This window comes from Colwellia sp. Arc7-D, from assembly GCF_003061515.1.
GTDB lineage: Bacteria > Pseudomonadota > Gammaproteobacteria > Enterobacterales > Alteromonadaceae > Cognaticolwellia.
The window spans coordinates 1986319-2012421 of record NZ_CP028924.1; the positions used below are offsets into that span (position 1 = coordinate 1986319).

14 protein-coding genes are annotated in these 26103 nt (G+C 38.9%); 6 read left to right on the forward strand and 8 right to left on the reverse strand.

The window, feature by feature from the left end:
* Positions 1–43: 43 nt before the first annotated feature.
* Positions 44–7753 (forward strand): Ig-like domain-containing protein, encoded by a 7710-nt coding sequence (locus DBO93_RS08740; RefSeq protein ID WP_108455997.1) that lies wholly within the window; start codon positions 44–46, stop codon positions 7751–7753.
* Between the two features lie 130 nt (positions 7754–7883).
* Here the strand turns inward: DBO93_RS08740 and DBO93_RS08745 are convergent, their stop codons facing one another.
* The 4 genes from DBO93_RS08745 to udk all read right to left on the reverse strand — a co-directional run bounded on the left by DBO93_RS08745 (position 7884) and on the right by udk (position 11354).
* Positions 7884–8471 (reverse strand): thymidine kinase, encoded by a 588-nt coding sequence (locus tag DBO93_RS08745; protein WP_108455998.1) that lies wholly within the window; start codon positions 8469–8471, stop codon positions 7884–7886.
* Positions 8472–8533: 62 nt separating this feature from the next.
* On the reverse strand, positions 8534–9304 hold the full coding sequence (gene deoC / locus DBO93_RS08750) for a deoxyribose-phosphate aldolase (protein ID WP_108455999.1): 771 nt from the start codon (positions 9302–9304) through the stop codon (positions 8534–8536).
* Positions 9305–9384: 80 nt separating this feature from the next.
* Complete coding sequence (locus DBO93_RS08755; RefSeq protein ID WP_108456000.1) at positions 9385–10629, reverse strand: NupC/NupG family nucleoside CNT transporter; 1245 nt, start codon at positions 10627–10629, stop codon at positions 9385–9387.
* A gap of 80 nt (positions 10630–10709) precedes the next feature.
* Positions 10710–11354, reverse strand: a complete 645-nt coding sequence (gene udk, locus DBO93_RS08760; protein ID WP_108456001.1) for a uridine kinase — start codon at positions 11352–11354, stop codon at positions 10710–10712.
* 292 nt (positions 11355–11646) lie between these two features.
* Between udk and DBO93_RS08765 the strand changes: the two genes are divergently transcribed.
* A complete protein-coding gene (locus DBO93_RS08765) occupies positions 11647–12858 on the forward strand; it encodes a phosphopentomutase (RefSeq protein ID WP_108456002.1) in 1212 nt (403 codons plus the stop codon).
* A gap of 93 nt (positions 12859–12951) precedes the next feature.
* Positions 12952–15219, forward strand: coding sequence for a TonB-dependent receptor (locus tag DBO93_RS08770; RefSeq protein ID WP_108456003.1), 2268 nt, complete (start codon positions 12952–12954; stop codon positions 15217–15219).
* 606 nt (positions 15220–15825) lie between these two features.
* Here the strand turns inward: DBO93_RS08770 and DBO93_RS08780 are convergent.
* Both DBO93_RS08780 and DBO93_RS08785 read right to left on the reverse strand, forming a co-directional pair.
* Complete coding sequence (locus tag DBO93_RS08780; protein ID WP_108456005.1) at positions 15826–16875, reverse strand: 3-deoxy-7-phosphoheptulonate synthase; 1050 nt, start codon at positions 16873–16875, stop codon at positions 15826–15828.
* 127 nt (positions 16876–17002) lie between these two features.
* The gene (locus DBO93_RS08785) at positions 17003–17812 is read right to left on the reverse strand and encodes a pyruvate, water dikinase regulatory protein (protein ID WP_108456006.1); all 810 of its coding nucleotides are present in this window, start codon (positions 17810–17812) and stop codon (positions 17003–17005) included.
* Positions 17813–18028: 216 nt separating this feature from the next.
* On the opposite strand from DBO93_RS08785, the gene ppsA reads away from it, so the two are divergent.
* Both ppsA and DBO93_RS08795 read left to right on the forward strand, forming a co-directional pair.
* A complete protein-coding gene (gene ppsA / locus DBO93_RS08790) occupies positions 18029–20407 on the forward strand; it encodes a phosphoenolpyruvate synthase (protein ID WP_108457785.1) in 2379 nt (792 codons plus the stop codon).
* Positions 20408–20581: 174 nt separating this feature from the next.
* Positions 20582–23653: an FAD-binding and (Fe-S)-binding domain-containing protein gene (locus tag DBO93_RS08795; protein WP_108456007.1), complete on the forward strand. Its 3072-nt coding sequence runs from the start codon at positions 20582–20584 to the stop codon at positions 23651–23653.
* Between the two features lie 133 nt (positions 23654–23786).
* Here DBO93_RS08795 and DBO93_RS08800 read toward each other — a convergent pair whose 3' ends face one another.
* Positions 23787–24830, reverse strand: coding sequence for a Glu/Leu/Phe/Val dehydrogenase dimerization domain-containing protein (locus tag DBO93_RS08800; RefSeq protein WP_108456008.1), 1044 nt, complete (start codon positions 24828–24830; stop codon positions 23787–23789).
* 363 nt (positions 24831–25193) lie between these two features.
* Between DBO93_RS08800 and DBO93_RS08805 the strand changes: the two genes are divergently transcribed.
* Entirely contained in the window at positions 25194–25595 is a 402-nt protein-coding gene (locus tag DBO93_RS08805) for a DUF4826 family protein (protein WP_239059153.1), read from the forward strand.
* A 44-nt stretch (positions 25596–25639) separates the two neighbouring features.
* Here DBO93_RS08805 and DBO93_RS08810 read toward each other — a convergent pair whose 3' ends face one another.
* Positions 25640–26101, reverse strand: coding sequence for a GNAT family N-acetyltransferase (locus DBO93_RS08810; protein WP_108456009.1), 462 nt, complete (start codon positions 26099–26101; stop codon positions 25640–25642).
* Positions 26102–26103 lie beyond the last annotated feature (2 nt).

A 26103-nucleotide genomic window follows, 5' to 3' on the forward strand; every position in this document is an offset into this window, starting at 1 on the left:
ATCTGCTGCAGTTACTGGCACTGGGGGTACTGGTAGTCCATTTGTGTTTACACCAACGGATTTAGTTGCTGTTCCCGCAATCGCAGGTAATGTTTTACCTCTAGATTCATTAACAAACTTGGTAGGTACACCTATAGGTACATGGAATATTTTTGTTAATGACGCTTTTAGTCAAGATGTCGGTTCTATTCGTGAAGTTTGTATCGATATTGATTACTCGTCTGCAACCTATGATATTTGGGTAAGTAAAAATAATACTTGTTCAGATCAAGTTGACAATTTAAGCTTTGTTCAGGGAGAAACTGGTTATATTTGCTATGAATTATCTAATCAGGGCACACAAACATGGGAGTTAATTTCTGCAGATAATAGTAACAACCATTTAGCAGACTTATCGGCATTAGAGGGTGATTATGCAATAAAAAATGCACCTGGTGATTCAAAAGTTTTTGTACAATCTTTCAAAGCAGGCCAAGCGCTAACACCCGTTGGTACTTCTACATTGACAGGGGCTGTAACGGTTCGTGGTACTGACACTGTATTCACTTCGGCTGACTCATTAACTACTGACGAAACTATAGATATAACTGTTACAGCTGTTCCTCCAACAGTTGCGGTTACGCTTGATGACACTGACTTAATTGCAGGTGAAACTGCTTTAGTAACTTTTAGTTTTAATGAAGAAGTTGTAGGATTTGATGTTAGCGATGTTACGTCACCAAATGGTGTTTTGAGCAACTTTATCGTAGATCCATCTGACCCTACTATTTATACTGCAACATTTACTCCAACTGAAGATATAGAAGATGCAACAAATACCATAGATGTTGGTTCTGGGTATCAAGATTTAGATTCAAACTCTGGGAGCTCTGCCAGTTCACCAAACTACACTATAGAAACTTTAGCACCTATTGTTGCTATAAGTAGCGCCCCTAATGTTAATGCAACCAATGCAGGTTCTTACCCTGTAAGCGGTACATGTACAACTGGAGATGGTCTAGTCACCGTTGCAATTGCTGGAGCTACACCTGCTAGTCAAACAGTAAGCTGTTCTGGAACTGGTACGTGGAACGCAACATTTGATGTCAGTGCGATCGCTGATGGTACTGATGTTATTTCCGCAGATGCAAGCCAAACAGATACTGCGGGTAATACTGGTAATGCTACTCAGGTAAAAGCAAATAAAGATATCGTAGCACCTACAGTTGCTATTAATACATTAAATGATGCCAACGCATCTAATTCAAGTGCATATCCAATAACGGGCAGTTGTTCTATTGGTGATGGCAATGTTACGGTATTTGTTGCTGGTGCAACACCAGCGAATCAAGCTGTAACATGTACTGCAGCTGGTACTTGGACTGCAACTTTTGATGTAAGTGCCATTGCTGATGGCAGCAATGCCATTATTGCTGATGCAATGCAAACAGATGCCTCGGGTAACAGTGGCAGTGCGACACAAGTAACAGCGGATAAAGATGTAGTTGCACCCAATGTAGTGATTAACGCTTTAAATGATGCAAATGCAACCAATTCATCGGCATATGGTGTAACCGGAACTTGTACGATAAATGATGGTGATGTGACTGTTTCGATTGTTGGCGCAACACCGAGTTCTCAAGCGGTAACTTGTACTGCAGCTGGTACATGGACGGCGACTTTTAATGTAAGCTCCATTGCAGATGGCGACAATGTCGTTGTTGCAAATGCAATGCAAACTGACAATTCTGGTAATACCGATAGCGCTACACAATTAACCGCTGATAAAGACACATCTGTACCTGTAGTTACGGTTGACCCCTTAGTTGAAGTAAATGCAGCTAATGTTGCTACTTACCCTGTAAGCGGAACCTGTAGTATTGGCGATGGTAATGTTGCTGTAATGTTGCCTGGTGCGAGTCCAGCTAGTCAGAGTGTTGTCTGTAATCCTGATGGTACTTGGACGGCGACTTTCGATGTAAGTGCCATTGCCGATGGTGCAGATAGCATTGTAGTTAACGCCAGCCAAACAGATGCTTCAGGAAACACAACTAGTACAGCAAACCAAACAAGTGATAAAGACAGCACTCTTCCTGTTATTGCTATCAACACTTTAGTAGATGGTAATATTGTTAACAGAACGAGTTATCCTGTAAACGGAACATGTACTATAGGTGACGGTAATGTGACGGTGAATATTGTTGGTGCTACCCCTAGTACCCAATCGGTAGCCTGTAATCCAGATGGAACTTGGAGTTCAACGTTTGATGTTAGTGCTATAGCAGATGGCGCAGACGTAATTGTTGCTGATGCTAGTCAAACGGATTCATTTGGTAATGTCGGTAATGCAGTGCAAGAATCTGCTAACAAAGATGAAGACCAGCCTATTGTTTCTATTTTAAATGCTCCTGTGACCATCAATAATAATGATTCTTTTGTACTGACCTTTGAGTTTAGTGAAGATGTTTTAAACTTTGACTTAAGCGATATCATCTTTAATAACGCCACATTAGCTAACTTCACAGTAATTGATGGCAACACTTACACGGTTGAGGTTACACCTGATGGTGCTGGTAACGTTGATATAGGTTTACTGTTAGCGGCGGCTCAAGATTCTACTGGGAATGATACTAACGCAACAGCTGTTGAAGTTATTTATGATCAAGACAATGATGGCATAAGTGATGAAGATGAAATTGCATTAGGGCTTGATCCTACCAGCAATGATAGTGATAAAGACGGCATTCCTGATGGCACAGAAGTCGGTGATGTTAATAACCCTAACGATAGCGATTCCGATGGGATGATTGATGCAATTGATCCTGATGACGATAACGATGGCATAGCGACAGTCAATGAAGACGCTAATCTAGATGCTGACAATAACCCTGCTACAGGTATTACTGATAGTGATGGTGACGGTATACCAGACTATTTAGATACTGATTCAGATGGCGATAATATTTCAGATGCTAATGAGTCAGTGGCTACTGGTATTGATAGCGACAATGACGGTATTGATGATGCTATTGATGTAGACGAAACAGGTGGCGTTGATGCTAATGGTGATGGTGTTGATGATAATGTTGCACCAGCGAATACCGATGGCGATTTAGCACCTGATTATATTGATGTCGATAGTGATGGCGATGGTATACCTGATTATTGGGAGTCAGGAGCTTTAAATGTCGATTCTGATATGGACGGTATTGATGATGCTTTTGACGTTGATATTACTGGCGGTTCAGATATAAATGGTGATGGTATAGATGACAATGCTACGCCTCCAAATAATGATGCTGACACTTCTCCCGACTTTCAGGATCTCGACAGTGATAATGACGGTATCTCAGATGCAATTGAGTCTGGGGCATTAGGTATTGACACTGATGGTGATGGTATTGATGACTATTTTGACGTTGACCAAACTGGCGGAGTAGATGCCAATGGTGATGGCATTGATGATGATGTTATGCCTATTGATACTGATAATGATGGCATTCCAGATTTTCAAGACCCAGATAGTGATAATGACGGTTTACCTGATGTGATTGAAACTGGAGCGACTGGCATTGATACCGATGGTGATGGTATTGATGATGCTTTTGATGTGAACCAAACAGGTGGTGTTGATCTTGATGGTGATGGAATGGATGATAACACCAGCCCATACGCACTAGACTCAGACGGTGATGGTATTGCAGATCATTTAGATAACGATAGTGATAATGATGGTTTAAATGATGGCGTTGAAGCAGGCCTAAGTGGCAATGACACTGACGGTGATGGCATTGATGACAGTATTGATGTAGATGAAACTGGCGGCACCGATACTAACTCTGATGGCATAGATGATGATTTTATTCCTGTAGATACTGATTCAGATGGTATACCTGATTACCTGGACCCAGATAGTGATAATGATGGTTTACCTGACACATTAGAAGGTAACAATGATACTGATATGGATGGTATTCCAGACTATCTTGACTCAGATAGCGATGGTGACGGTATTGATGACGGTGTTGAATCTGGCGCTACGGGTATGGACAGCGATAATGATGGTATAGATGACGCCTTTGATGTTGATGAAACCGGTGGTACTGATGCTAATAACGATGGTGTCGATGACAATATTGCTTTACCTGATAGTGATGAAGATGGCAGACCAGACTTCCAAGACAGTGATGTAGACACTGATGGAGATGGTATTCCTGATGTTGTAGAAGGTAATGGTGACATGGATGGTGATGGTATCCCTAACTATCTAGACCTAGATTCTGATGGTGATGGCATTAATGATGCTTCAGAAGGAGCGATTGACTCAGATAGTGATGGAATACCTGATTACTTAGACCTAGATTCTGACGGCGATGGTATCAGTGATACATTGGAAGGAAATAGCGATAATGATGGTGATGGAATCCCTAATTATTTAGACCTTGATTCCGATGGTGATGGTATCAGTGATGCAGATGAAGGTAATGTTGACAGTGATGGCGATGGTATTCCTGATTATCTAGACCTAGATTCTGACGGCGACGGTATTAGTGATGCAGATGAAGGTAATGGTGATGCTGATGGCGATGGTATTCCTGATTATCTAGATCAAGACTCTGACGGTGACGGTATTAGTGATGCTGAAGAAGGTAATGGTGATTCTGATGGTGATGGTATTCCTGACTATTTAGACGGTGACTCTGATGGTGATGGCATCAACGATGCAGACGAGGGGAATGGTGATACTGATGGCGATGGTATTCCTGACTATTTAGATGGTGACTCTGATGGTGATGGTATTAGCGATGCTGTTGAAGGATCAGGAGATAGTGATGGCGATGGTACGCCTGACTACTTAGACACTAGCCTAGATGAAGATGGCGATGGCATTCCAGATATTGTTGAAGGTACAGGTGATGATGATATGGATGGAATTCCTAATTATCTTGATACCGATTCAGATAACGATGGCATTGTTGATGGTTTTGAAGCGGGCAATAGCGGTCTCGATACCGATGGTGATGGCATTGATGATAGCTTTGATGTTGATCAAACGGGTGGCCAAGATGCAAACGGTGATGGTATTGATGACGATATAGTACCAACTGATACTGACAATGATGGTATTGCAGATTATATCGATTTAGATAGCGATAATGAAGGTGTTCCAGATGTAGTCGAATCGCAATTAAACATAGTTGATACTGATGGCGATGGTATTGAGGACCAATATGATGTAGATGCTACGGGTGGTGTTGATACTGATGGTGATGGTATAGATGATGCGTTCGATGTAGATGCAACGGGTGGTTTTGATGCTGACGGTGATGGCATTGATGATGCAACGCTTATATTTACAGACACCGATGGTGACGGGTTAGCCGATTATTTAGACCAAGATAGTGATAATGATGGTATCAGCGACAGTGTCGAAAGTGATATTAGTGGACAAGATGTTGACATGGATGGAATTGATGATGCATTCGATATCGACTTTACTGGTGGTATGGATGCTAACAATGACGGTATAGATGATAGCGTTAACTTAACCGATACTGATGGTGACGGCATTATTGATATGCATGATCTAGACAGCGATAACGATGGCTTACTTGATACTCAAGAAGCCGGTGTTGTTGACGACAATGGTGATGGTTTTGCTGATGATACTAGTGTGTTGATCACAGATCCGATTGATACAGATGGCGATGGTATCTCTGATTATCGTGATTTAGACAGTGATAACGATGGCATCTTCGACATTGTGGGCACACCAGGAGCTGGTTTAGATATAAATAATGACGGCATGATTGACCCCACAGATGATATTGACGGTGATGGTATTTATGACAGTTACGACGCTAACCCTGGAGGGCGTGGTACCAGCCCAGGAATCGATCCTGATGGGGATGGTATACCATCGCATATTGATAAAGATGATGATAACGATGGTATATCTGATGTTGTAGAAGGTGTAGGCGATAGTGATGGAGATGGTATTCCAGACTATTTAGATGTTGATAGTGATAACGATGGCTTACCTGATTCATTTGAAACTAATAGGCCACTACCGACAGGAATGGATTCAGACGCTGATGGTATCGATGATGCATTTGATGTAGATGTAACAGGTGGTATAGATAGCGATGGTGATGGTATTGATGATGTTTTTACTATCATAGATACCGATAATGACGGTATTCCTGATTATCTTGATCTAGATTCTGATGGTGATGGTATCAAAGATAGCCAAGAGCAGGTGCTTATTGTACTAAGTGGAGTTGACAGTGATAACGACGGTATCGATGATGCTATAGATGTAGACTTTACCCTTGGAACAGATGCAAATGGTGATGGCATTGATGACAATTCACTTGATTTACTAGATATAGATGGAGATGGAGTGCCTAACTTTAGAGACATTGATAGTGATGGAGACGGAATAAACGATGCTACTGAAGGTAATGTAGACACTGATGGTGATGGAATCCCAGACTATAAAGATATTGATAGTGATGGTGATGGCGTACCTGACAGCCAAGAAAATGGAGACTTCAACAATGACGGTATTAATGACAGCCTGCAAGAACCTCGTCAAGTGGAGTCAACATTAAAAGGTGCGGGTAGTAGTGGGTTATTAATTTTAGGAGGATTGTTCTTAATGGTAGCACTGAGTAGGAAGCGCCAATTTATGGCATTAGCTTTATTAGTATCGATAAGTGTATCTGGCCAAGCTAAAGACAACTGTCAAGGCCTTGAAGATGAAAGCTGCTGGTATCTTTCTGGCGGGCTTGGGATGTCTTATCTTGACCCTAACGAAAACAATACTGGTTGGAAAACGTTTGATGACAAAGATACCGCCTTCAAACTTTATGGTGGCTATGCTTTTAATGAGCACTGGTTTGCTGAGCTAAGCTACACAGACTTAGGTGAAGCGCTATTAAGCAACCGTAACCCCAATCTTCAAGATACCTTAAAAGTAGATTATTCTGGAGTGGCTTTACAGGCAGGTTATTGGCTCAAACCGGTTGAAGCACAATGGAACGCTTTTATCAGAGCTGGTATTTCGAAGATAGACTCTAGCAGTAATCTTGAGCAATACCACGAGCAACTTAATAGTACCCAATTTGTCATTGGTGCAGGTATTCAATGGCGCTTTAGTGATAACTGGATGACAAGGTTAGAAGTCGACAGTTATGATAAAGACGCGTTTTTCTTGGGGTTAAGTATTAGCCGATTTTTCGGTGACAGTAACGCCAGAAAATCGACAGCTATGACTAAGCCAACTCCTCGACCTGAGGTGATATCTGAACCCATTCCTGTGGTTGCTCCAGTAAGGAACCAAGATGTAGATGCTGACGGTGTACTGAATAAATTAGATAAATGTCCAGACACATCAAAAGGACTGGTCGTGAATGAACAAGGTTGCCCAGTCGCACAAAAAGTGATTATTCAGTTTGATAATAATTCAACGGTTATTGGAGATAAATTTAAACTACAAATTGATGATATAGCAGCTCAATTACGCCTTTATAAAGAAGTTAATATTACTTTAGAAGGGCATACTGACTGGCGCGGAAAGCAGACATTAAATCAGCCTCTGTCTGAGTCAAGAGCACGCGCCGTTGCTGAAGCTTTAATGCAGGCCACTAATTTACCTGAATCTGCTTTCACAATAATGGGTCATGGAGAACTTAAACCCATTGATAGCAATAAAACAGAAATTGGTCGATATAATAATCGCAGAGTTGAAGTGCTTATTAAAGGCCATTAAAAGTGGGTAGGTAAGTTACATCTACAAGTTAATATATTTGTAATATTAATGTAAAAGCAGGTGTATATAAATATAGAAAGATTAAAAGGAATGCTAATGCATTCCTTTTTTTTAATGTGCTAAAAACGAATTAAATTGAAGAATTCCAAACAAGTGCTTTGAAGTGTTTACGACACAGTGATTCGTATCGCTCATTACCACCAACTTCAATTTGTTCTCCACCTTTAACTGCTTGGCCATTCTCATCACAGCGCATAACAAAATTGGCTTTTTTTCCACAATGACAAATAGTTTTTAATTCGACTAATTTATCAGCCCAAGCTAATAGCGCAGCACTACCATTAAAGGTTTCACCAAGAAAATCTGTTCGTATGCCATAAGCCAATACAGGAACTTTTAATTCATCAACAATATCGGTTAGCTCTTTAACCTGTAGTTTTGTTAAAAACTGAGCTTCGTCTATTAATATACAGGCAATTTTACGTTCACTAATTTGCTGTTTGACTTGGTTAAATATGTCGGTTTTGTCATCAAAAAGCAGGGCGTCAGCTTGAATACCTAATCTTGATGAAACTTTGCCCTTGGCAAATCTATCGTCTATTTGTGCAGTAAACAATAAAGTGTTTAAGCCGCGTTCTTGATAATTATAAGACGACTGTAATAGGTGGGTCGATTTACCGGCATTCATGGTTGAATAATAAAAGTATAATTGCGCCATTGATCAATAATGTCCTAATTATGGTTGTTTGCTTAATTACTGTATTTACTTAAAATATAGTATTAATAACTTGTTGGATTAGCGACTTTATCACTCGCACCCAATGTATTAAGAAGGTTAGTCAATAAACTGCTGGCGCCAAAACGAAAGTTATCTTTAGTTGCCCAATCTTCACCTAAAATATTGCCTGCTAAATCAAGATAGATTGCTGCATCTTCAGCATTTTTAACTCCACCTGCGGGTTTGAATCCCACCTGAGGGTTTTTGTTTTTAATGACGTTTAGCATTAATTCAGCTGCTTTTGGTGTCGCATTTATTGCTACTTTTCCAGTCGATGTTTTAATAAAGTCAGCACCTGCTGCAATACAAATTTCACTGGCTTTTATAATAAGCTTGTCTGTTTTAAGCTCACCCGTTTCAATTATTACTTTCAGTTTACTTTTTCCACAGGCTTTCTTACATGCTTTTACCAGATCATAACCTATGCTGTCATTTTGGTTTATTAATGCTCTATAAGGAAATACTACATCTACTTCATCTGCACCGTAGGCTACAGCTGCTTTTGTTTCGGCAACGGCTATTTCAATATCGTCGTTGCCGTGCGGGAAATTAGTAACTGTAGCTATTTTTATCTCAGGTGTGCCTTGTGCGGCTAATGTTTTTTTAGCTAAAGGAACAAAACGGGGGAATATACAAATAGCGGCTGTGTTACCACAAGCAGACTTTGCTGCTTTACAAAGTTGAATTATATCAGCTGAGGTTTCTATATCCGTTAAGCTGGTTAAATCTATCATATGTAATGCACGTTGTGCGTAACTTTCTATAGTACTCATGGCATGTCTCTGTACTTTGAAGGGAATAAAAGCCTAGCTAAGAAAGCTAGGCTTTTAGGTTTTAATGTTAACTATGTTTGCTACAAACTAACGAATACACCCGCAATAGCTGCACTCATTAAGTTAGCCATAGTGGCTGCTAGCATAGCTTTCATGCCTAAACGTGCAATGTCAGGTCGGCGATTGGGTGCCATTGAACCAATACCACCCAGTAAAATAGCAATGGAAGATAGGTTAGCAAAACCACATAAAGCAAAAGTTACAATCGCTTGAGTTGTTGGCGAAAGTGTATCTTTAATCTCAACAAAATTTACATAAGCAAAGAACTCATTGACGACAACTTTTTGTCCGATAAAGCTGCCTGCTTGCAACATTTCTTCAAAAGGCACACCAATTAAGAAAGCAAATGGTGCAAATATATAGCCAAGCAACCACTCAATAGTAATCCCTTCAAAACCTAATAGACTACCAAAGCCAGAAACCATAGAGTTAAGTAAAGCAATAATAGCTATAAATGCCAGCAACATAGCGCCAACGTTAACAGCAAGCTTAAGGCCTGATGCTGCGCCTGTTGCTGCTGCATCTATAACATTGGCAGGTTTGTCACCCGCTTCGGCTAATTCAACATCGCTATAATCGTTATTAATTTCTTCTGTTTCGGGCATAAGTAATTTCGCCATTAACAAGCCACCAGGTGCGGCCATAAATGAAGCGGCAATCAAATATTCAAGTTTAACGCCTAATCCGGCATAACCAGCCAAAATAGAACCAGCAACAGAGGCTAAACCACCCACCATAATAGCAAAGAGTTCTGACTGACTCATTTTTGAAATGTAAGGGCGAATAACTAAAGGGGCTTCAGTTTGGCCAACAAAAATATTAGCCGTGGCAGAAAGTGATTCAGGTTTTGAAGTTTTTAACAATTTTTGTAAACCGCCGCCAATAATTCTAACCACCCATTGCATTATATTAAGGTAGTAAAGCACAGCGATAAGCGATGAGAAAAAGATAATAACGGGCAGTACACGAATTGCAAAGACGAATCCAACACCATTGTCAAACATAGCATCAGTACCTAAACCGCCGAATAAAAAGTTTATTCCTGCTTGAGCACTATTAATAACTTGCTGCACGCCATTAGTTATAGAGCCTAATACGTCTTTACCAAATGGCACGTAAAGTACAAAGGCACCAAGTATAATTTGTAAAGCAAAGGCAAAGCCTACTGTTCGCCAATTTATTGCACTGCGGTCTTTAGATAAAAAAAACGCTAATGCTAATAGTGCGAAAATGCCAAAGACTCCTCGAAGAGCACCTAATTCCATAATTACCTCATAAATTATTTTGTTATCGTTATTATATTTATTTAAGTTATATCTATGTTAATTCTGTTGTTTATGTCGTGTTATGTACGTCTGTTCATTAGTTGACGAATTTTTGCTTTTAACATTTCAATTGCCATTCTATTTTTGCCACCACGTGTGACTACAATGTCGGCAAAAGGTTTGTTGGGTTCAATATGCTGGCGGTACATAGGGCGAACAGTAGTTAAATATTGTTCTGTTATAGACGCTATACTACGTGAACGTTCGATGGTATCGCGGTTGATTCTGCGCACAAGACAAATATCAAGAGGGGTATCAATATAAATTTTAATATCGAATTTATCTCTAAGTTCTTTATCTGAAAATAAAAGAATGCCTTCTATTAAAATTATAGGGGTTGGTTCTAAATGAACTGTTTCTGCTAGTCGGGTATGGGTTTTGTAACAATAAGTAGGTATATCAACACTTTCACCAGCACTTAATAAGGTTAAATGTTTCGATAGTAAACTATGTTCAAACGCATTAGGGTGGTCATAGTTTGTTTTTACACGTTCTTCCATCGAAAGGTGCGATTGACTATTGTAGTACGAATCTTCTTTGATAATAGCAATACCACTTGAGCCCAACTCAGGTAATAGTTCATCGTAAATAGTTTGCGCAAAAAGTGATTTGCCAGATGCCGAAGCACCGGTGACCGCAATAATTGTCGGTTTATTGGTTTGCAAAACAGAGAGCCTTAAAAATATGATTAACAAAAGTGTTAAGTAATTATCAATTGCGGTGATGCTGAATATAGTTCACCGCACTCATATTATGGACTAATTAATATGAATTTCATCAAAATTTAAGCAAAAGCAACATCTCTGCGTTAAATATTTACAAAATATCTGTTGTCTATAATTTATTGCTAGGTAAAGTATCACATGTTGACCAACTGGTCATGAAATTTATCGATATTTACAAGGATAAATTTTAAAATTTTGTTAAAATGCTTTGAACTACAGATAGGAAATAAAAATGGCAAGAGCAATAGTTTTAGTAATCGACAGTTTTGGTATCGGTCATGCACCAGATGCAGCAGACTTTGGCGATATCAGTGCCAATACTTTTGCTAACTTATCAAGACACTTCTATAAACATGAGAAGCGTAAAATTAATGTCCCTAATTTAGCTAAAATGGGTTTAGTTCAAGCCGCCTTTGAAGCGGGTAATAGCGAATTCCCCGTTGAAGAGCAAAAACCTGAACAAGGCGCGTATGGTTATGCTGCCGAGTTAAGTACCGGTAAAGATACTCCTAGCGGTCATTGGGAAATGATGTGTGTTCCTGTGCTTTTTGATTGGGACTACTTTCCTAAAGGTGATCATGCTTTTCCTGCTGATCTTATTGAGAAAATAAATCAAGCAACAGGTTATAACGGTATATTAGGTGACTGTCATGCATCAGGTACCGACATTATTAACGAGCTTGGACAAGAACATATTAAATCAGGTTTACCTATTTGTTATACATCTGCAGATAGCGTCTTTCAAGTTGCAGCCCATGAAGAACATTTTGGTTTAGACAATCTATACAAATACTGTGAAACCGTAAGAGAACTGCTTTCTGATATGAATGTTGGTCGTGTTATCGCCCGTCCTTTTATTGGCAATAGTCCTGAAGACTTTACTCGTACAGGTAACAGACGCGACTATTCTATATTACCTCCTTCACCAACGGTACTTGATAGATTCACCCAAGCGGGTGGCCATGTGATCAGTGTTGGTAAAATTGCAGATATATATGCACACCAAGGTATCAGTGAAAAAACTAAAGCAACGGGCATAGATGCGCTTGTTGATGCAACCATTTCACATATAAATACAGCAAAAGACAATAGTTTGATCTTTACTAATTTAGTCAACTTTGATCAAGACTATGGCCATCGTCGTGACCCCGTAGGTTACGCATTAGCATTAGAAAGTTTTGATACGCGTATACCTGAAATAATTTCAGCAATGAACGAAGATGATGTACTGTTTTTAACGGCAGACCACGGTTGTGATCCTACATGGCCTGGAAATGACCATACTCGTGAATATGTCCCTGTTATTGCATTTCACAAAAAGGTACGATCTGTTAATATTGGGGAAAGAAGTACTTTTGCTGATATTGGTCAAACAATCGCAGACTTATTTTCATTAGATAAAATGCCTTACGGCACAAGTTTTTTATCTGATCTTGATTTATAGCAATTAAACTTAATGTCTTTGCCATTAATATATAGCAAAGACAGAAGTAATAAATTTTACACAAAACATAAACAGTTCTTGGGAGAGTACTAAATGAATGTTTTTAATAAAACGTCGCTCGCACTTTGCGTGAATGCGGCTATTTTGGCGTCTGCTGCAGGTGTTTCAACTGCTGCACTAGCACAAGAAAATGCTAAAAACGCTGATGTTGTAGGCGTTGAAGTTATTGAAGTTACCGCTCGTAAACGTACAGAAAATATCAAAGAAGTTCCTATTTCTGTATCAGCACTTACCCCTAAAAAGCTTGAAGTACTAGGTTCATCTGGTATGGATGTTAGAGCACTTTCTGCGAAAGTACCGAGTTTGTTAATTGAATCATCTTTCGGTCGTACATTTCCCCGTTTTTATATTCGTGGTTTAGGTAACACAGATTTCGATCTACTAGCCTCGCAACCTGTTTCATTAATTTATGATGATGTAGTTTTAGAAAATGCTTTAACTAAAGGTATGCCAATGTTTGACATTGAGCGCGTAGAAGTTTTACGTGGTCCTCAAGGCACACTTTTTGGTCGTAATACACCAGCTGGTATAGTGAAAGTACAATCGAAAAAACCAACACAAGATTTCGATGCTAACATTTCTGCTTCATACGGTAGTTTTGGTAGCACTGATTTACGCTTAGCGGTTGGTGGTGGTTTAACTGATACATTATCAGCCCGCGTTGCCTTATTACAACAAGACCGTGATGACTGGATAGACAACAAAGCACCTGGTTTTGAAGCAGAAGACCAATTGGGTGGCTACAGCGAAAGTGCTGGTCGCCTACAATTGTTATGGGAACCAAGTGATGATTTTTCTGCACTATTTAACTATCACTTTCGTGATGCAGAAGCTGACTCTCGTGTTTTTAGAGCCAACATTATTAAGCCAGGCACTAACGAATTAGTTGACGATTTTGATCGTGAAACTGTATTTCAAGATGCTGCAGTTCGTAACGACCAAACGGTTGAAATGAAAGGCGCAAGTTTAAAGCTTGAATATAACATGGGCGATCACACGTTAACCTCTGTTACGGGTTATGAGTCTGCTGAAATGTTTTCAGTGGGCGATATAGATGGTGGTTACGGTGCTTCATTCTTACCTGATTATATGGGACCTGGTTTTATACCTTTTCCGTCTGAAACTGGTGCAAGAATGCCTGATCATAAGCAAATTACGCAAGAAATTCGTATTGCTAGTAATGACCTAGGTAAGTTTGATTATCAATTTGGTTACTTCTTATTCGACGAAGACCTAACGATTAATAACTTAAGTTTTAATACTTTGGCTGGCGGCGTACAAGACGGTATTGCTATTCAACAAATGGAAACTTCAGCTTGGGCAGTTTTTGCTTCACTTGATTACGAAGTTTCAGATAAATTAACAGTTAACGGTGGTTTACGTTATTCAGATGATAAACGTGATTGGGATGGCGAACTAGTTCAATCACCATTTGGCGCACCAAGTTTTTCTGAAAGTAACAATGTTCAAGACTCACAAGTAAGCGGTGATTTAAGTGCAAGTTACAAATTAAATGACGAGACCAACGTATATGCACGTTTAGCTCGTGGTTACCGTGCTCCAAGTATTCAAGGTCGTAGTTTACTATTCTCAGCAAACTCAACAACGGCTGATTCTGAAACTGTTGATTCAGTAGAAACAGGTTTTAAATCAGTATTTGCAGAAAATACCGCCCGTGTTGATGGCTCTGTTTACTACTATGTTGTTAATGACCAGCAGTTAACCGCTGTAGGTGGTTCTGGTAACGTTGCAAGTCTACTTAATGCTGATAAGTCGGTTGGTTATGGTTTTGAGCTTGACTCAGAATACTTTGTTACTGACGATTTAGTATTAACGGCTAGCGTAAGCTACAACCATACAGAATTACAAGATGATACCGTTGCGGTGCCTGGTTGTGGCGGCGGTTGTACGGTAACTTCACCATTAAATGGTGACGGTTTAGCGATGATCGATGGTAATTCATTACCACAATCTCCAGAGTGGATTTCAAACTTTGCAGCTCGTTGGACAAAAGAAATTGGTGATGGTGAGGTTTATTTTTACACTGATTGGTCTTACCGTAGTGAAGTTAACTTCTTCTTATATGAGTCAACTGAGTTTACGGGTGATGCATTATTAGAAGGTGGCGTTCGTGTTGGTTATGAATGGTACACAGATGGCGCTGAATATGAAGTCGCTGTTTTTGGCCGTAATATTACTGATGAAGAGCAACTTACTGGTGCTATCGATTTCAATAATTTAACAGGTTATGTTAACGAACCTCGCTTCTGGGGTGTTGAATTTAAAGCTAACTTCTTTTAACAAGAAGTACTTTTTCAAACACACGTTAACAAGTTAAACAAAAACCGGATATCAATTTGATATCCGGTTTTTTTATGTACAGGATGTACGGTATTCGCGGTTGCATGGATGCAAAAGAGCGTGCATGTACAGGATGTACGGTATTCGCGATTGCATGGATGCAAAAGAGCGTGCATGTACAGGATGTACGGTATTCGCGATTGCATGGATGCAAAAGAGCGTACATGTACAGGATGTACGGTATTCGCGGTAGCATGGATGCAAAAGAGCGTGCATGTACAGGATGTACGGTATTCGCGGTAGCATGGATGCAAAAGAGCTTTCATGTACAGGATGTACGGTATTCGCGGTTGCATGGATGCAAAAGAGCGTGCATTTACAGGATGTACGGTATTCGCGGCTGCATGAATACAAAAGAGTTTGAATTTACTGGGTAAGTTTAGTTTTTACATTCCAGTAAATCTAATCAACAAAGTTCGCCTAGGTAAATTTCTGGCTTGATTTAAAGCAAAAGACCCGATAACAAATTATGTTACCGGGCCTTTTAAAGAGTGTGTTTATATAATTTACTATCTTAAATACACCCTCTAATTATTTGTACGTTATTTATTTTCTAGTTTTAATCGCGTTAGCTAATATGTTAAGTATTTCGTCACTAGTGTCTAAGTTAATACACGCATCGGTAATACTTTGTCCATACACTAAAGGCTGCTGAGGAATTACTTTTTGGTTACCTGCAACCATAAAGCTTTCAATCATTACGCCAAAAATAGACTGGTTGCCTGAGTTTATTTGCTCAGCTAATGAATTAGCGACATCCATTTGTTTATTATGATCTTTGTAACTATTACCGTGACTGCAATCTATCATTACCTTCTCAGGTAAATTTGCTTTCGCTAAGGTATTACAAGTATTCGTAATATACTCTTCTTGATAGTTTGGCTCTTTACCGCCACGTAATATTACATGTGCATATGGGTTACCGTGTGTTTGATAAATACACATTTGGCCACTTTTATCCGGAGAGTAAAGCACATGTGGAACACTTGACGCTTTGATAGCGTCAACTGCTATTTGAATATTACCGTCAGTACCGTTTTTAAAGCCTACAGGGCACGAAAGTGCAGAAGCTAGCTCTCTGTGTACTTGGCTTTCAGTTGTACGAGCACCAATAGCACCCCAACTGATCAAGTCAGAAATATATTGGCCAGTTACCATATCTAAAAATTCTGTACCAGCAGCGAGTCCTAACTTATTAATTTCCATTAACAGGTTACGGGCTAAATTTAAGCCCTTAGCTACTTTGAATGATTTATCTAGATCAGGATCGCTGATTAAACCTTTCCAACCCACGGTTGTACGAGGCTTTTCAAAATATACGCGCATAACAATGAGTAATTCATTGGCATACTTTTCTTGTAAGGTTTTTAATTTTTTTGCGTAATCTATAGCGGCTGCTGTGTCATGAATTGAACAAGGGCCAATAATAACAAGCAAACGCTTATCGTCGCCTCCAATAATGGCTTCAATTTCTTTACGGCTCTTGATTATGAAATTCGCTGTGGCGTCGTCAAGTGGTATTTGCTCAGCGAGTTCGGCAGGCGAAACTAAACTATCAATTAATGTGGTTCTAAATTCATCTGTTTTTATGGTCATGGTATATCAAATGCTGGTTAGCCTGCACATATTGATGCAGCGCAATAATTATATCGCGCTAACATAACGAAAATAAGCAATTATGTGAACCGCTTTCTAATATTTTATGTAACTAAATTGTTATAAGTTAATATTTATAGCGCTGTAAGCCCGTTTCTGAGAGTATTTTGGCGGTAATTTCTTCAACTGATAGTTTAGTGGTGTTCAAAAATGGAATCTTCTCTTGTTTATAGAGTTTTTCGACTTCACGTACTTCCATCCGACATTGGCGCGCAGAAGAGTATTTGGTGTTCGCCATTCTACCGTCACGAATATCAACCAAACGTTCTGCATCGATAGTTAAACCGAATATTTTCTTTTTGTGCATTTTTAAAAATGACGGAATTTGTAATTCATCCATATCATCATCGGTAAAAGGGTAGTTTGCTGCCTTGATACCATATTGAAGTGCTAAATAAAGAGCTGTTGGAGTTTTACCTGAACGTGAAACGCCCACGAGTATTACATCAGCATGTTCATAGTTAGTGACATTTGAACCATCGTCATTGGCTAAAGAGTAATTAACCGCGTCAATTCGATAATCATAACTATTTTCGTGAATACTGTGGGTTCTATGCGCTTTGGGTTTCGCTTTAATCCCCAGTTTTTCTTCAAGCGGAGCGATAAAATGTTCAAGAAAATTATAAATTATGCCATCGCAGCCGTCGATAATTTCTCTAATATCTGGATTAACAAAGGTGTGAAACACTAAAGGAGGCACGCCGGTGCGCTTCGCTGCTTTATTGATTCGCTTACAGGCATCTATTGCTTTTTCTTTTGTTTCGACAAAGGAAATAGTGTCGTGCTCAAACTCCATAGGAAAAAGAGACAAAAGCGCGTGACCAAATACTTCAGAAGTGATCGCCGTTCCGTCAGATATATAAAAAGCTGCTCGCATGATTATTCCTTAATATAATTCTATATTATTCTTTATTAGAAGGTTAAAACTTTGAAATAGTACTTTAGTTTCAAAGTTAGCAGTGTAAAATGTCTGTGACATGAAATAAACCACTTAATGATACATAAACTGATAAAAGCGTTAAGAAAGATATTTTTAGCCGATATTTTATAGATAACTTTCTTAAATTTTATTATGTCTAGTGGAGATGTTGTCGTGCAAGAATACGTGCTTTGGTATGAAAATTTAGGAATGAATGATGTAGACCGTGTCGGCGGTAAAAATGCGTCATTGGGTGAAATGATTTCCAACCTTTCAAATGTTGGTGTGCAAGTGCCAGGTGGTTTTGCTACTACCTCGTTTGCTTTTAATGAATTTCTAGAACAAAGTGGTTTGAACGATAAAATTTATCATTTACTTGATGATTTAGATGTCAGTGATGTAAATGCATTAGCTGAATGTGGCCAGAAAATCCGTCAATGGGTTATCGATACACCATTCTTACCAGATATGCAGAAAGATATTGAACAAGCTTACATAAAGCTTTCTGATGGCTTTGCTAACGACGCTTCATTTGCTGTTCGTTCATCTGCAACTGCTGAAGATATGCCAGACGCCTCTTTTGCTGGTCAGCAAGAAACCTTCCTAAACGTTCGTGGACTCGATGCAGTCATGATCGCTATTAAACACGTTTTTGCCTCTCTTTTTAATGATCGTGCTATTTCATACCGAGTGCATCAAGGTTACGACCATCGTGGTGTAGCACTCTCCGCCGGTATTCAGCGTATGGTGCGCAGTGATATTTCATCAAGTGGTGTAATGTTCTCTATTGATACTGAATCAGGCTTTGAAGATGTGGTATTTATTACTTCGAGTTACGGTTTAGGTGAAATGGTCGTGCAGGGTGCGGTTAATCCTGATGAATTCTATGTTCACAAACCAACATTAGCCAAAGGTAAACCTGCGGTAGTTCGCAGAAATATTGGCAGTAAAGCGATAAAAATGATTTACGCTGCTAATCAAGAACATGGCAAGCAAGTTGAAATTGTTGATATAGACCAAGCACAATCAGATACATTTTCACTGAATGATAAAGAAGTGGAAGAGTTAGCAAAACAAGCTGTAATTATTGAAAAACACTACGGTCGTGCTATGGATATTGAATGGGCTAAAGACGGCCTAGACGGTAAACTTTATATTGTTCAAGCTCGCCCTGAAACAGTAAAAAGTCGTGAAAATGCCAATGTAATGGAGCAATTCCAATTGCAGTCAAGTGCTCCTATCATTTGTGAAGGGCGCTCTATTGGTCATAAAATAGGCAGTGGTGAAGCAAAAGTATTATCTTCGTTAGCTGAAATGGATAAAATTTTACCTGGTGATGTGTTAGTCACGGATATGACAGATCCTGATTGGGAGCCGATCATGAAACGTGCTTCTGCGATTGTAACTAATCGTGGTGGTCGAACGTGCCATGCTGCAATTATCGCACGTGAAATGGGTATCCCTGCAGTTGTCGGTTGTGGCGATGCTACTAAAAAAATTGCGACAGGCGATAAAGTAACGGTTTCTTGTGCTGAAGGCGATACAGGCTTTATTTACCAAGGTAAATTGGATTTCACTGTTACGACTTCAGAAGTTGATTCAATGCCAGATTTACCGTTGAAAATAATGATGAATGTTGGTAATCCTGATCGTGCATTTGCTTTTGCTCGTTTACCGCATGCCGGTATTGGTTTGGCGCGTTTAGAGTTTATTATCAACAAAATGATTGGTGTTCACCCTAAAGCGTTATTAAATTTTGATGAGCAATCAGCAGATTTACAAGATGAAATTCGCGATATTATCGCAGGTTACGACAACCCGGTTGAGTTTTATATTGCCAAGCTAACCGAAGGTATTTCTACATTGGCTGCAGCATATGCCCCAGAAAAAGTTATTGTGCGTATGTCTGACTTTAAGTCAAATGAGTATGCGAACTTAGTCGGTGGTGAAAACTTTGAGCCAGAAGAAGAAAATCCTATGATTGGCTATCGTGGTGCTTCGCGTTATATATCTAAAGACTTTAGAGATTGTTTTGCGCTTGAGTGTGAAGCCATTAAACGTGTTCGAAACGATATGGATATGACTCATGTTGAGATTATGATCCCGTTTGTACGAACACTTGGTGAAGCAGCAGAGGTTATTGATATTCTAGCTGAGCATGGTTTAAAGCGTGGTGAAAATGGTTTACGTATCATCATGATGTGTGAGTTACCTTCAAACGCCTTGCTCGCCGACCAATTTCTAGATTACTTTGATGGTTTCTCAATTGGCTCAAACGATTTAACGCAATTAACTTTAGGCTTAGACCGTGATTCAGGCTTAGTTGCGCATTTGTTTGATGAACGAGATCCTGCGATTAAAATCTTGCTTGAAATGGCGATTAAAGCCTGTAAAGCACGTGGCAAATATGTGGGTATATGTGGTCAAGGTCCATCAGACCATGAAGACTTTGCTGCTTGGTTAGTGGATAAAGGAATTGAAAGCCTTTCGCTTAACCCAGATACCGTATTACCGACATGGTTATATTTAGCAGAGCAACACAATAAAAAGTAATTATTGTTTGAGTTAACTTCGGTTTAAGATATTTTTACATTAATTAAAGCCTAGGCACTTTTTTGTCATAACAAAGATAAAAAAAGTTCTTAGGCTTTTTCTGTTTAACGAGCAAATTAACAAAATCCCATGATATAATATTGGCCACATAATGTTGTTAATAGAAATTTATCTATGTTACCTCGCTTAAGTCCTCAAGAGTTAGTTTCTCCTTTATATCAAGAGTTTGCCAAAATCTTGGCGACTAAAAATTTTTCAGGTGATATAAATTTTCAATACAGCGCTCGTTTAGCGCATGCAACTGATAACAGTATTTATCAACAACTTCCTCAATTAGTACTTCATCCACGAACCAAACTAGATATTCAAGTTATTACCTTATTGGGTAACGAAGAAAAATTTAACGCGATAAAATTTAGTGCTCGTGGCGGTGGAACAGGCACCAATGGACAAAGCTTAACACCTGGTATTGTGGTTGATTTATCAAAATACATGAACCGAATTTTAGAGATTAACGTTGAAGAAAATTGGGTTCGTGTCGAAGCCGGTGTGATTAAAGACCAACTTAATGATTATTTAAGACCTTATGGTTTTTTCTTTTCTCCTGATTTATCAACCAGTAATCGAGCAACGGTTGGTGGCATGATCAATACTGATGCTTCAGGTCAAGGCTCTTTGGTTTATGGTAAAACTTCTGATCATGTTTTAGCGCTTGAAAGTGTATTAGCTAACGGTGAGTTACTTATTACCAAACCGCAAACTATGGCACAAGCACAGTCACTAGCGAAACAGGACAGTACAGAAGCAAAATTAATGCAACAAGTGCTTAATACATGTGTTGATAACCGTAAGCTGATTTTAGAAAAATTCCCTCGTTTGAACCGATTCCTCACGGGCTATGATTTAGAAAACGTTTTTAACGACGATTTATCTATGGTTGATCTAAGTCGTATTATCACTGGTTCAGAAGGTTCGCTTGCATTTGTCTGTAAAGCAAAACTAAATTTAACACCGATTGCGAACGCAAAAACGTTAATCAACATTAAATATGACAGTTTTGACTCTGCTCTGCGTCACTCGCCTCGTTTAGTTGAAGCTAAAGCTACGTCGGTAGAAACAATAGACAGCACCGTACTCAATCTCGCTAAACAAGATATTGTTTGGCAATTGGTGAGTGATATGCTGCAAGATGTTGATGGCGCTGTTATGGACGGCATTAACATGGTGGAATATAACGGTGAAAGTATTGAGAGCGTAGCAGATCAAGTATCCGCGTTATGTGCAGAACTAGACAAAGATATTGCGAATAAAACCGGTGTTATTGGTTACCAAGTCACGTCTGACCTTGCAAGCATTGGTAAACTTTATACCATGCGAAAAAAAGCGGTAGGGTTATTAGGGAATACAAAAGGTAGTCAAAAACCATTAGCATTTGCTGAAGATACAGCCGTTCCACCAGAAAATTTAGCCGATTATATTGCTGAATTTCGAGCGTTACTCGATGGTTATGGTTTGCACTACGGCATGTTTGGCCATGTTGATGCTGGCGTTTTACATGTGCGACCTGCACTTGATATGTGTGACCCTGAGCAAGAAATTTTACTGAGAGAAATTTCAGATAAAGTCGTTGCGTTAACCGCTAAATATGGCGGATTAATGTGGGGCGAACATGGCAAAGGGTATCGTAGTGAATATGGCCCTGAATTTTTTGGTGAGGCGTTGTTTAGCGAATTACGAAAAATTAAAGCGGCTTTTGACCCGTTAAATAAAATGAACCCAGGCAAAATTTGTACGCCATTTGAATCTACTGATAAGTTAGTTTCTGTTGATGATACAAAGCGTGGATTTTACGATAGACAAATACCAATAACGGTAAAAGACTCATTCAATTCAGCCCTTGATTGTAACGGTAACGGATTATGTTTTAATTATGACTTAGATAGCCCTATGTGCCCTTCAAGTAAGGTAACGCGTGACCGAAGACAGTCTCCGAAAGGTAGAGCTGGCCTAATGCGCGAGTGGTTGCGTTTATTAGAAGCTAAGGGCGTTGATGTTCTCGCCATGGAACAGAATATACAAAACTGGTCAATCAAAAGCCTTATCGATAAGGTGAAAAATCGTTTCAACAACCAGTTTAATGGTGATGATACTGAAGATTTTTCTCACGAAGTTATGGAGGCGATGCAAGGCTGTTTAGCGTGTAAAGCATGTGCTAGTCAGTGTCCTGTTAAAGTGGATGTACCCGATTTTAGAGCTCGATTTATAAACTTATATCACACACGATACTTTAGACCGCTAAAAGATCATTTGGTGGCGAATGTAGAATCGATGACACCCATCATGGCAAAAATGCCAAAATTGGTAAACAGTGTGTTAGCGTCTAATGTTTACGATAAATTATCGCAAGTGACTATTGGTTATGTTGATACGCCATTATTGTCAATTCCGACCTTAACGCATAGAACATCCGAGCATAACTTCACACCTTTTGACTTATCAAAACTGAAAAGCATGCCTGTCGATGAACGTGCAAAATTGTTGCTCATCGTTCAAGACCCTTTTACTTCTTTTTATGATGCAAAAGTAGTTGAAGACTTTATGTTGTTGGTGAAAAAACTGGGTTTTGACCCCATACTTTTGCCATTTAAACCAAACGGTAAACCGCAGCATGTTAAAGGCTTTTTAGCTAAGTTTGCAAAGACAGCAAAATCAACCGCTGAATTTTTGAATCAAGTTCATCAATTAGCGTTGCCTATGGTGGGCTTAGATGCCTCAATGGTATTATGTTTTAGGGACGAGTATAAGCAGGTATTGGGTAATAACCGCGGTGATTTTGAAGTGAAGTTGGCCCATGAATGGTTAATATCGATTATCGAAGAAAAAGCCAGTACCTCAATTAACTTAGCCGATAATCAAAGCACTATTGCATATAAGTTGTTTGCGCATTGTACAGAAAAAACCGCTTTAGCCGGTAGTGAAGGGCAGTGGCAACATATATTCAAACATTTTGGTTTGAATCTAGCGAATGTATCTGTGGGTTGTTGTGGTATGGCAGGCACCTATGGACATGAAAAGGTTAATTTGGATAACTCAACATCGCTGTATAAAATGAGCTGGCAGAATAAAGTTGCGGAGCTAACCACAGAGCAAGTGTTGGTTACGGGCTATTCTTGTCGCAGCCAGATAAAACGTCTAGACAATAAAGTGACCTTACATCCAGTTCAGGCTTTATTAGCCGCGTTATAAGTTTTGAAGTAATAGTTAATGGTGTTGATTAAATGTAAGCATTATTGAATATTACTTTTAAAAACAATAAAAGCACCTAAAGGTGCTTTTATTGTTTAAGGCGTTATTTTAATCCTGATAGCTTTTTATTCTACTATTTCGAACCATTAGCAATAATATTACGCGCCATTTCGTCGGCAATAAAGCCTGTAGGCATATTATTTGATTGTGCTGTTTCAAAAACTGTCATCAAGGTGTTGTAAATATTCTCTACAAGCTTTGTTGCACTTTTTGCACAATAAGGTTCAGGGTATATCTCTAAAGCAACATTAATAATACCACCCGCATTAATTACATAATCAGGCGCGTACAAAATTCCTTTGTCGAGTAATGCTTTATCATGACGTGACTCAGATAACTGGTTATTTGCACAACCGGCTACAATACTGGCTTTTAATTGTGCAATGCTTTCATCATTAATTGACGCACCAAGAGCACAAGGAGAGTATACATCTACATCTTGGCTATATATATCGTCTAATCCCACGACTTTAGCATTTAGCTCCTTCTCTGCTTTTTCTAAGGTAGCTTGATTAATATCGGTAACGATTAATTCTGCTCCAGCGGCATGTAATTTTTCACAAAGTGAATAACCTACACTGCCTAAACCTTGAACAGCCACTTTAATGCCAGATAAGTCGTCTTTACCTAACTTAAATTTAACCGCGGCTTTAATACCTAGGAAAGTGCCTAAAGCAGTGAAGGGGCCAGGGTTACCACTTTTACCTTCAAGCCCAGAAACAAAAGCTGTGCTTTGGTTAACAATGGCCATATCACCTGTAGTGATATTAATATCTTCAGCCGTATAGTAACGGCCATTCAAATTATTAACGGCCTGACCAAAAGCTTTAAATAGTGCTTCTGATTTTAGCGTTTTTGCATCGCCAATAATAACACCTTTACCACCGCCAAGCTTTAAACCGGCCATAGCATTTTTATATGTCATGCCTTTAGATAAGCGTAATACATCTTTAAGCGCTGCTTCATCGCTTGCATAATCCCAAAAACGACACCCGCCAGCTGCAGGTCCTAATGCTGTGCTATGAACAGCTATAATTGCTTTAAGCCCTGACGCTTCGTCACTGCAGTAAACTACTTGCTCGTGGTTATCAAAATCTACTAAATCGAAAACGGCCACTATCGAAATCTCCAATAATATTATACCAATTGAGATAAAAAAATAATTTTAAGACGACTTAAATATCTAATACCTGCGTTACTTTCAATCCCAATAGCTAGCTATTGTTCTATCACGCGCCTTGTTCATAAATATTTAGTCTTGCTTAAAATGTTCACTTACTTAATTCAATTGGTATTAGAAATAGTTTAAGATTAATTTGACTTAAACTAGGGTTGTAATAATTCGCTGCGCACAATACCATTTAGGCAAATGCTTCGCTAGCTAAGCTATAAATAAATTTGAACTTTGCTGTGAACTATTTCATACAAACTTTCCGATTGTTAAAAACTTATTAAAATAATCAATAAAAAGACCAAAAATATGACAAATAAATTAGAAATGACCGAAGAACAGCAACAAGAGTGGGTACGTGAACATTATTTAAAAGCAACTAAATACCTTGCGCAAAAAGGCTTAGTTGCAGAAAGTGTGGCTGATACTGAAAGCCGTTACTTAATACCATTAATGGCAGTATGGAAGATTAATTTATTAGACAAAACAAAAGTTTGGGTTATTTGTGGCGATTTACCTACAGACCATTTGGTGTTGGAAGAAAACGAATCTGCACGTAATGTTTTACGTCATTTTACTTTTAAATGGCAAATACAAGCTGATAAGCTTTTGAAAAGTGAAACACAAGAACAATTGGATTATGCAAAATTATTAATGACAAAAGCTGAAGGGCTATATCAACTTTATGCTAAAGATGAAATATGGGTTTAGTCACTCATTTAAACTAAAGATCTTTAAATATTATCTAAGCTAACTTAATGGCTTAGATAATATTTAGCTACTGTTGCTTTATTGAGTAGACAAGTCATTTTTTGTTTAGGCATACCAGCTTCCATAAATACAGCGCCAGAAGTATTGAAATGATTTTCACGAAAATAATCGATTGTCTCTAAAGGGCTATATATAAATATTTCCTTTAGTTTCATCTCTTGGGCTATGCTAAACAGCTTTTGTAAAATGATTCTATCGACTTGATCTTTACGGTAGCGCTTTAATACCGCAATTCGGCTAATTTCACCAGAAGATAAAATACGGCCGGTTCCTATCGGTTGTTGTGTTTTATCGTGACAAGCAAGCACATGATTCGCGAAGTGATCTTTGCGATCAAACTCAATTTTTTTAGGTATTCGCCATTCATAAACAAATACCTGTTCTCTAACATTTTTAAGTAAGGGAGCTGCTTGCTCCCACTTCACTCTACTCACCGTGTATGACATTT

Coding starts and splice junctions, on each gene's coding strand:
- DBO93_RS08745 (WP_108455998.1), bottom strand. CDS start 8,471: ATGGCGCAATTATACTTTTATTATTCAACCATGAATGCCGGTAAATCG.
- deoC (WP_108455999.1), bottom strand. CDS start 9,304: ATGAGTACTATAGAAAGTTACGCACAACGTGCATTACATATGATAGAT.
- DBO93_RS08755 (WP_108456000.1), bottom strand. CDS start 10,629: ATGGAATTAGGTGCTCTTCGAGGAGTCTTTGGCATTTTCGCACTATTA.
- DBO93_RS08765 (WP_108456002.1), top strand. CDS start 11,647: ATGGCAAGAGCAATAGTTTTAGTAATCGACAGTTTTGGTATCGGTCAT.
- DBO93_RS08770 (WP_108456003.1), top strand. CDS start 12,952: ATGAATGTTTTTAATAAAACGTCGCTCGCACTTTGCGTGAATGCGGCT.
- DBO93_RS08780 (WP_108456005.1), bottom strand. CDS start 16,875: ATGACCATAAAAACAGATGAATTTAGAACCACATTAATTGATAGTTTA.
- DBO93_RS08785 (WP_108456006.1), bottom strand. CDS start 17,812: ATGCGAGCAGCTTTTTATATATCTGACGGAACGGCGATCACTTCTGAA.
- DBO93_RS08795 (WP_108456007.1), top strand. CDS start 20,582: ATGTTACCTCGCTTAAGTCCTCAAGAGTTAGTTTCTCCTTTATATCAA.
- DBO93_RS08805 (WP_239059153.1), top strand. CDS start 25,194: ATGACAAATAAATTAGAAATGACCGAAGAACAGCAACAAGAGTGGGTA.
- DBO93_RS08810 (WP_108456009.1), bottom strand. CDS start 26,101: ATGTCATACACGGTGAGTAGAGTGAAGTGGGAGCAAGCAGCTCCCTTA.